The organism is Streptomyces sp. NPDC102283 (genome assembly GCF_044766265.1).
Classification (GTDB): domain Bacteria; phylum Actinomycetota; class Actinomycetes; order Streptomycetales; family Streptomycetaceae; genus Streptomyces.
This window is the reverse complement of record NZ_JBIWLQ010000037.1, coordinates 18,325-28,291: the sequence shown is the minus strand read 5'-3', so window position 1 is coordinate 28,291 and position 9,967 is coordinate 18,325. Positions and strand designations below refer to the sequence as shown.

Below are 9,967 nucleotides of genomic sequence, written 5' to 3'. Positions count from 1 at the left end.
CGGGGTGGTATGGCGTCGGTGTCGTTGCCGGTGGGTGTGGTGGCTGGGCGTCTTGCGGGGTGGGGTGGTCGGTTGTCGGTGGCGGCGGTGAACGGTCCGTTGTCGACGGTGGTGTCGGGTGACGCGGACGCGGTGGCGGGGCTCCTTGAAGAACTTACCGGTGAGGGTGTCCGGGCTCGTCGTGTCGAGGTCGACTACGCGTCGCATTCCTTGCATGTGGAGGAGATCCGTGAGCGGTTGCTCGCCGATCTGGCGGGGATCGCTCCCGTTTCGGGTTCGGTGCCGTTCTTCTCGACGGTGACGGGTGGCTGGCTGGACACGAAGGCTCTGGACGCGGAGTACTGGTACCGGAACCTGCGGGAGACGGTCCGGTACGAGGAGGCCACCCGCGCGTTGTTGGGGGAGGGTTTCCGGTTCTTCGTGGAGGCCGGTCCGCATCCGGTGCTGGGTGTTGCGGTGGGGGAGTCGGTGGAGGCCGCGGGTGTGGATGCCGCGGTGCTGGGGACGCTGCGGCGTGATGAGGGTGGTCTGGCTCAGGTGTTGCGTGCGGTGGGCCGTGCGTGGGAGCGCGGCCTGGAGGTGGACTGGTCGGGTGTGTTCCCGGGGGCGCGGCGCGTCGAGCTGCCGACGTACGCCTTCCAGCGCAACCGCTACTGGCCCGAGCCGGCGCCCACCACGGCGGCCGATGTGGGCTCGGCCGGGCTCGACCCGGCCCACCACCCCGTCCTCGGAGCGGCCATCGAACTGGCCGACACGGGCGAGCTGCTGCTCAGCGGCCGGTTGTCGCTGCGTACCCACCCCTGGCTCGCCGACCACGCTGTGGCCGGTACGGTTCTGCTGCCCGGCGCTGCCTTCGCGGAACTCGCCGTACGCGCGGCGGACGAGGCCGGATGCCAAGCGGTGGAGGAACTGACACTCCAGTCACCGCTGTTGATACCCGCTGACACCGCCGTCCGCCTGCAAGCGCGGGTCGGCGTCGCGGACGCGTGCGGCAACCGCTCCCTGGACCTGTTCTCCTGCCGCGAGGACGCGACGACCCCGCACTGGACCGCGCACGCTACCGGCGTGCTCACCGCCGACGCCACGACCCGGGAGCGGCCGTCCGCACCGGCACCGGACGGCGTCGGCTCCTGGCCCCCGCCCGGCGCCGTCCCGGTCCCCGTCGACGAGTTGTACGAGCGGTTCCACGCCTCGGGTTACGGCTACGGACCCGCCTTCCGCGGGCTCACCATGGCCTGGCGCCGAGGCGACGACATCTTCACCGAGGTACGCCTGCCCGAGGACCAGCACCGGTCCGCCTCCGCCTTCGGTGTGCACCCCGCCCTCCTGGACGCCGCCCTCCAGGGGCTGTTTCTGCGCGCTCAGCCGGAAACCGGACCGGGCCCGGACCGGCCGTCCGCCGGCCTGCCGTTCTCCTGGAGCGGAGTCAGGCTGTACGCCTCCGGAGCCACCGCGCTCAGGGTGCGGCTCGGCTTCCGGCCGGACGGATCGGTGTCGATCGACGCGACCGACCCGAACGGCCTTCCGGTCGCGTCGGTCGAGGCGCTCGCCGTCCGCCCGATCGATCTCGACACCCTCCGCCCGGGCGGAGGCCCGGAGTCCCTCTACCGACTGCAGTGGTCGGCGGCGCCCGCCACCGCACCCGCCGACCCTCTCGGACACTGCGTCGTCCTCGGCGGCGGGGAACTCTTCCCGGACAGCCATCCGGACCTGGCCGCGCTCGGCGCCGAGCTGGACGGGGGAGCGCCGTCGCCCGCCGTGGTGCTGGCCTGGTGCGACCGCACCCCGCACCTCCCGTCCCCGCCCGACGCCGCGTCCGTGCACACCGCACTGGATGATGTCCTGCGGCTCGTCCAGGACTGGCTGGCCGACCCGCGGTGGGACGACGGCACCCGGCTCGTAATCGTCACCCGGGGCGCGGTCTCCACGGCAGCCGGTGAGGAGGTCACCGACCTCGCCGGCGCCGCGGTCCGCGGCCTCGTCCGCTCCGCCCAGTCCGAGCATCCGGACCGCTTCCTGCTGATCGATACCGACGACGCGGCCGCCGTGACCGGTCTGCTGCCCCGGGCACTGGCCGGAACGGAACCCCAACTGGCGATACGGGTCGGACAGCTCCTCGCGGCCCGTCTCACCAGGGCCACCATCGCGACGGACCCGGACCCGGACCCGGGCACGGGCGTGCTCTCGGGCTCGGACCCGGACACATCGTCCGGTATCGCCGCGAACGGGGGAACCGTCCTTGTCACCGGGGCCGGCGGCGCGCTCGGCGGCCTGGTGGCACAGCACCTCGTGACCGCGCACGGCGTACGGAACCTGCTGCTCGTCGGCAGGCGCGGTGCGGACGCCCCGGGCCTGGCCGACCTTGCCGCCGAACTGCGCGGACTCGGCGCCCGGGTGGACGTGGAGGCATGTGACGTCGCCGACCGGGACGCGCTCGCCGCCCTGCTCGCAGGCATCCCCGTCGGCCGTCCGCTGAGCGCGGTCGTCCACGCGGCCGGCGTCCTGGACGACGGGACGGTCGAGTCGCTGACCCCCGCGCGGATGCGCCACGTACTGAGGCCCAAGGTCGACGCGGTCCTCAACCTGCACGCCCTCACCCGTGATCTGCCGCTGTCGGCCTTCGTCCTGTTCTCCTCCGCGTCCGCCACGGTCGGCAACGCCGGGCAGGGCAACTACGCGGCAGCCAACGCCTTCCTCGACGCGTTCGCCCAGCATCGCCGGGCCCTGAAACTGCCCGCCCAGTCACTCGCCTGGGGCCTGTGGGCGCACCGCAGCACGATGACCGGGACGCTCACCGCCGCTGACCTGCGGCGCATGTCCCGGGGAGGCACCTCGGCCATCGGCAGCGAAGAAGGTCTGGCACTGTTCGACGCGGCGCTCACCCTGGACGAACCGCTGCTCGTCCCGGTCAAGATCGACTTCGGCCGGCTCCGGACGGCGGCCCGGACCGCACCCGTCCCGGCCCTGCTCTCGGCTCTGGTACCCGGCACCCCACGCCGCCCCGCCTCCGGGGCGGACGCCGCGGAAGCGGACTCGCTGCGCAGCCGGCTGACCGCCCTCACCCCGGAGGAACGCGTCGCTACCCTGCTCGACCTGGTCCGGAGCCGGGGCGCCGAAGTCCTCGGCCACGGCGGAGCCGGGAGCATCGAACCGGACCAGGCGTTCAAGGACCTCGGCTTCGACTCGCTCACCTCCGTCGAACTCCGCAACCGGCTCAGCGCCGCCACCGGCCGCCGGCTTCCCGCGACCCTGGTCTTCGACCACCCCACCCCGGCCGCCGTCGCCGCCTACCTCACCAGGCGCCTGGTACCCGACGGGCCGGGCGGCCCCGCCGCCACCGGGAAGGCCGCCGGGACGCCGGGCCGGGCGGACCGCGAGGACCACGAGATCAGCTCCCTGCTCGCCGCGATCCCACCCGCCGCACTGCGCCGGGCCGGTCTCCTCGACGCGCTCCTGGACCTCGCCGACCGACCGGAGGCGCCGGCTCCCGCCGCCGACGACATCAATGGCATGACCGTCGGCGAACTCGTCCGGATGGCCCTGGGCGGCGAACGTGACTGACCGACAGCCGCAGAAGGAGAAGCCGAACCCCATGCCCACCGACACTGACCAGGTGGTCACCGCCCTGCGTGCCTCGTTGCTGGACAACCAGCGCCTGCGGCAGGAGAACCGACGGCTCCGCGACGACTCCGCCGAGCCCGTCGCCATCGTGGCGATGAGCTGCCGCTACCCCGGCGGCGTGCGTACCCCTGAAGACCTGTGGGAGCTGCTGGTCAAGGAACGCGACGCGGTCTCGCCGTTCCCCACCGACCGCGGCTGGGACGTCGAGGGCGGCTTCGACGCCGACCCCGACGCCCCCGGCACCTTCTACGTCCGTGAAGGCGGCTTCCTCCACGATGCGACCGGCTTCGACCCCGGCTTCTTCGGCATCTCCCCGCGCGAGGCCCTTGCCATGGACCCGCAGCAGCGGCTGCTGCTGGAAGCGTCCTGGGAAGCGGTGGAACGTGCGGGCATCGACCCGACGACCCTGCGCGGCAGCCGCACCGGCGTCTACACCGGGGTGATCTACAGCGAATACGCGTCCCGGCTCGACCAGGTGCCCGACGAAGTGGAAGGTTTCCTCGGTACCGGCACCATCCCCAGCGTCGCCTCGGGCCGGATCGCCTACACCCTGGGCCTGGAAGGCCCGGCGGTCACCCTGGACACCGCCTGTTCGTCCTCCCTGGTCGCCGTCCACCTCGCCTGCCAAGGGCTGCGCTCCGGCGACACCACCCTCGCCCTGGCCGGCGGGGTGACCGTGATGTCCACCCCCGGCCTGTACGTCGGATTCAGCCGCCAGCGTGGCCTGGCCCCCGACGGTCGCAGCAAGTCCTTCTCGTCCGCGGCGGACGGCGCCGGGTTCGGGGAGGGACTGGGCCTGCTCCTGCTGGAACGGCTCTCGGACGCCCGGCGCGCGGGGCATCCCGTCCTGGCCGTCATCCGCGGCTCGGCCGTCAACCAGGACGGCGCCAGCAACGGGCTGACCGCCCCGAACGGGCCCGCGCAGCAGCGCGTCATCAGCGAGGCGCTCGCCCGTGCGGGACTCGCCCCGTCAGAGGTGGACATGGTAGAGGCGCACGGCACCGGCACCACCCTCGGCGACCCCATCGAGGCCCAGGCGCTGCTGGCCACGTACGGGCAGGACCGGCCCGCCGGACGTCCGCTGTGGCTGGGATCGCTGAAGTCCAACCTGTCCCACACCCAGGCCGCCGCGGGCGTCGGCGGGGTGATCAAGTCGGTGCTGGCGATGCGGCAGGGCGTGATGCCGCGCACCCTGCACGTCGACCGCCCCTCGCCCCGCATCGACTGGACCGAGGGAGCCGTCTCCCTGCTCACCGAGGCCACCCCCTGGCCGGAGACGGGACGGCCGCGCCGGACCGGGGTGTCCTCCTTCGGTGCCAGCGGGACCAACGCCCACATCGTCCTCGAACAGGCCCCCGCCGCCCCGCCCGCCCCCACCGGCTCAACGGCCGCCACCGACAGGCCGGTTGACCGGTCCGCCACGCCGGAGCCGGTGCCCACCGCCGTCCCCTGGATACTGTCGGCGCGTACCCCGGATGCGCTGCGCGCACAGGCGGCGGCGCTGCACGAGCGGGTGGTGGCGGAACCAGGTCTGAGCGTGGTGGACGTGGGTCATTCGCTGGTGGTGGGGCGTTCGCGGTTCGCGGAGCGCGCCGTGGTGGTGGGGGCGGACCGGGATGAGCTGCTGGCCGGTGTCGCCGCCCTGTCACGGGAAGTGGGCTCGTCGGGCGTGGTGGCCGGCGCCGGGCTGCTCCCGGGCCGTTCGGTGCTCGTGTTCCCTGGCCATGGCTCGCAATGGGTGGGGATGGCGGCGGAGCTGCTGGGCGAATCGGAGGTGTTCGCGGAACGGATGGCGGAGTGCGGGCGGGCTCTGGCGCCGTACATCGACTGGTCGTTGGCGGAAGCGCTGGGCTCGGAGCGGCTGCTGGCGCGGGTCGACGTGGTGCAGCCGGTGCTGTGGGCCGTGATGGTGTCGTTGGCGGAGGTGTGGCGTGCGTTCGGCGTTGTTCCGGACGCTGTGGTCGGCCACTCCCAGGGCGAGATCGCGGCCGCTTGCGTGGCGGGCGGCCTGAGCCTCGACGACGGGGCCCGTGTGGTGGCGTTGCGTTCCCGTGCGGTGGGGGTGCTGGCGGGCCGCGGTGGCATGGCCTCGGTGCCGTTGCCGGTGGACGTGGCACGGGAGCGCACCGCCCCGTGGGCGGGCCGCCTGTCGGTGGCCGCGGTCAACGGCCCGTCGTCGACGGTGGTGTCGGGCGACGCGGACGCGGTCACGGCACTGGTGCAGGAACTCCTGGCGGAAGGGGTATGGGCGAGTCCCGTCGAAGTCGACTACGCGTCGCACTCCTCGCACGTGGAGGAGATCCGCGAGCGCCTGCTGTCCGACCTGGACGGCATCACCCCCCTCTCGGGTGCGGTGCCGTACTACTCCAGCGTGACCGGCGGCCTGCTGGACACGAAGGCCCTGGACGCCGAGTACTGGTACCGCAACCTCCGGCAGACCGTCGAGTTCGAGCGGGCGACCCGCTCGCTCCTCGCGGCCGGGCACCGCGTCTTCATCGAGTCCAGCCCTCAGCCCGCCCTGATGTACGGGATCGAGGACACGGCCGCCGACGCGGGCGCCCCGGAGACGCTGGTGCTCGACACCCTGCGGCGCGGGGCCGGAGGGCTCCGCCGGCTCCAGCTCGCCCTTGCCGAGGCACACGTCCGGGGCCTGCGCGTCGACTGGGAGCGGCTGTTCGCGGGAACCGGCGCCCAGCGGGTGGACCTGCCCACCTACGCCTTCCAGCGACGCCGCTACTGGCTCGACGCCCTGCCGGCCGACCGGGACCCGGCGGCCACCGGCCAGTCCGCCGTGGACCACCCGCTGCTCGGCGCCGAGGTCGAACTGCCCGACGACGCGGGCACCCTCTTCACCGGCCGGCTCTCTTCGGCCACACACCCCTGGCTCCTCGACCACGCCGTGGCCGGAGCCGTGATCCTGCCCGGCGCGGCCCTCGTGGAGCTGGCCGCGCACGTGGGCCGCCGCCTCGGCTGTGCTCTCGTGGAGGAACTGACCCTCGCCGCACCGCTGCTGCTGCCAGGCGACGCCGACGACGACCACGCCGTGCAACTGCGCGTACGGGTGGGGGCCGAGGACGGGACGGGGCGGCGCCCGGTGGAGTTCCACTCCCGGCCCGAGGCCACTCCCGGCGCAGCCGCCCGGACCTGGACCCGGCACGCGACCGGCACGGTCGGCCCCCGGGACCCCTCGGCCGACGGGGACGACACGGCCGAACCGGCCGGCGCGTGGCCCCCGCCCGACGCCGTCCCCCTGGACGTGGACGAACTGTACGGGCTGCTCGAAGCCCGGGGCGTCGCCTACGGCCCGGCGTTCCGGGGCCTGCGCGCCGCCTGGCGCACCACGGACGCGATCCACGCCGAAGTGGCCCTGCCCGATGACCTCTCCGGTACCGGAGCGGACGGCTTCGCAGTGCACCCGGCCCTCCTGGACGCAGCCCTCCAGACGGCCGGTCTGCGCGAAAGCGCGGGGACCGCGGAGCCCGCTGACGGCGTCCCTCTGCCGTTCTCCTGGCAGCGCGTCGCGATCGAAACCTCCGATGAGCCGGTGCTGCGCGTCCGGCTGCGCCCCGACGGCCCCGACGCCGTCGCCGCGCGGATCACCGACCTCTCGGGGCGTACCGTGGCGACGGTCGGCTCGCTCACCCTGCGCACGGCTTCCACCGCCGCACTGCGGGCGTCCTCAGGCTCCGTCTTCCACGTCGGCTGGACGCCGGTCACTGCCGGGCCCGGCCCGCGCCCCGTCACCCGCTGGGGCCTCCTCGGCCCGCGGGACGAGCGGCTGCTGCCGGTCGCCTTACCCGCCGAACCCCTGTCCGCGACACCCGACGCGATGCTGCTGACCTGCCCCCCGTCCGCCGACACCGTGACCGCGGACGGTGCGACCGCGGACGTTCTTGCCCATGACGAGGGCCCCGAGGCGGTGCACGCGGTCGCGTCCGGGGTCCTGGGCCGCATCCAGGCCCACCTGGCCGACGACACCACCGCTCGTACGCCCCTGGTGGTGCTCACCCGGGGTGCGACCGGCCCGCTCGGCGCGCGGCCGCAGCCGGTGGACCTCGGCGCGGCGGCCGTCTGGGGCATCCTGAGGACCGCTCAGCTCGAACACCCCGACCGGTTCGTGCTGCTGGACACCGAAGGGCCGGACCCGGACGGTCTCGGCGACGCGCTCGCCGATCTCCTGGCCACGGGCGAACCACAGGCGGCCCTGCGTGGCGGCGTCCTGTACGCGCCCCGGCTGATACGGCCGACGGCCACCACCTCCACCACGCCCCCCGGCCCCGCGACAGCGACCCGGTCGCCAGGCTCGTTCGGGCCGTCCGAGGGGACGGTACTGCTGAGCGGCGGCGGCACTCTCGCGGCCGTCCTGGCACGCCACCTGGTCGCCGCGCACGGGGTACGCCACCTCCTCGTGCTGAGCCGCCGCGGCGCCGCCGCCCCCGGCATGCCGGAACTGACGGCGGAGCTGGCCGAGGCCGGAGCCGAACTGACCTCCGTCAGCTGCGATGTGTCGGACCATCAGGAATTGGCCGCCGCCCTCGCGGCTATCCCCGAACGCCATCCGCTGTCCGCCGTGGTCCACACCGCCGGAGTGCTCGACGACGGTCTGCTGGACGGGCTGACGGGGGAGCGGATGGCCGCCGTCCTGCGGCCCAAGTTCGACGCCGCCCGCCACCTCGACCAGCTGACGCGGGGAGCGGACCTCTCGGCGTTCGTCGTCTTCTCCTCCGCCGCGGGCGTACTGGGCAGCCCCGGCCAGGCGTCCTATGCGGCCGCCAACGCCGCGCTCGACGCCCTCACCGCGGAACGCCGACGGCTCGGGCTGCCGGGCCTGTCCCTGGCCTGGGGGCCCTGGGAGCGGGTGAGCGGGATGACGGCGGATCTCGGCGATGCCGAACGGCGACGCATCGACCGGCGCGGTGCCCGCGGCCTCTCCGACGATGAGGCCATGGCCCTGCTGGACACCGTGTGCGCCGTGGACGCCGCCCCGCCGGGAGACGGGAGCCCCGTCGTCCTGGCCCACCTCGACCTCAGCGCGCGCGGCGGCGGTCCGGTGCACCCGATGCTGCGCTCCCTGGTCCGGCGCAGCCCGACCGCGACGACCGGAGCGAAGGGGACGCCGACCGCCGCCGCAGCGCTGCGGCACCGGCTCGACACCGCCGCCGACGCACAGGACCGCGAGCTGGTCCTGTGCGAACTCGTCGTCGCCCAGGCCGCCGAAGTCCTCGGCCACACCGACTCAGGGGCGCTGTCCGCGACAGTGCCCTTCCTCTCCGTCGGATTCGACTCGTTGACCGCGGTCGAGCTCCGCAACCGGCTGGCCGCCATCACCGGACTGCGGTTACGGCCCTCCGCCGTCTTCGACAGCGCCACCCCCGCCGCGCTCGCGGCGCGCCTCGCCGCCGAGGCCCCGACGGAGGACACCCCCCGAACCGGAACGGCAACCGGAGACGAAACGGCAACCGGAGCCGGAGCACCCGGCACCGACGCCGCCGACACCGACCCGGTGAGCGTGCTGTTCCGCCGGGCCTGCGCACTCGGCCGGATCGACGAGGGCATCGCCCTGATCAAGAACGCCTCCGCCCTGCGCCCGGCCTTCCACAGCGGCAGCGACCTCGCGGCCGTCGGCACCGGCCCGCGGCTGGTGCGCCTGAACGAGCGCGCCGACGCCCCCGTACTCGTCTGCTTCGGTTCCGTCGTCGCCCTCGGCGGCGCCCACCAGTACGCCCGGTTCGCCTCCCGCTTCCGGGACCGCTACGCCGTCGCCGCCCTGGACGCCCCCGGATTCACCCCCGAGGAGGAACTGCCCGCCGACATGCCGGCCCTGCTGGACTTCCAGGCGACGACACTGCTCCGGGAACTGCCCGGACGGACGCTCGTCCTGGCCGGCTCCTCCTCCGGCGGCACGCTCGCCCACGGAGTGGCCGCCGCGCTGGAGCAGCGCGGCGGAGGCCCGGCGGCCGTGGTGCTGCTGGACACCTACCTCTCCGACAATCAGGGCATCACCCAGTTCAACGACGTCCTGCTGGGCGGCATGTTCGCCCGCGAGGACCGGGCGGCCCCGATGGACGGAACCCGGCTGACCGCGATGGGCGGCTACTTCCGTCTGCTCGACGACTGGAACCCTCCGGCGGTCCGTGCCCCGCTGCTGCTGGTCCGCGCCTCCACCCCGCTCGGCCGCCCGTCCGCCGAAGCCGGTGACTGGCGCTCGTCCTGGGCCGGTGCCGACAGCGTCGTCGACGTTCCCGGAGACCATTTCTCGATCATGGAACAGCATGTCGCGACAACCGGCGACGCCGTCGCCGACTGGCTCGGCACCACTCTCCGCACCCCCGACGACCTGTGAGAA

At 74.2% G+C, this 9,967-nt stretch carries 2 protein-coding genes; both read left to right on the top strand.

Features of this window, described 5'->3' with window-relative positions; all coding sequences use genetic code 11:
- On the top strand, positions 1 to 3,561 hold a 3,561-nt coding region (locus ACIRJT_RS38225), incomplete at its 5' end, for an SDR family NAD(P)-dependent oxidoreductase (RefSeq protein ID WP_403919087.1).
- Positions 3,562 to 3,592: 31 nt separating this feature from the next.
- Positions 3,593 to 9,964, top strand: coding sequence for a type I polyketide synthase (locus ACIRJT_RS38220; protein WP_403919084.1), 6,372 nt, complete (start codon positions 3,593 to 3,595; stop codon positions 9,962 to 9,964).
- Positions 9,965 to 9,967: the final 3 nt, after the last annotated feature.

What these genes read in the sequence shown, in the direction of transcription:
- ACIRJT_RS38220 (WP_403919084.1), top strand. Translation starts at nt 3,593, where the DNA reads ATGCCCACCGACACTGACCAGGTGGTCACCGCCCTGCGTGCCTCGTTG.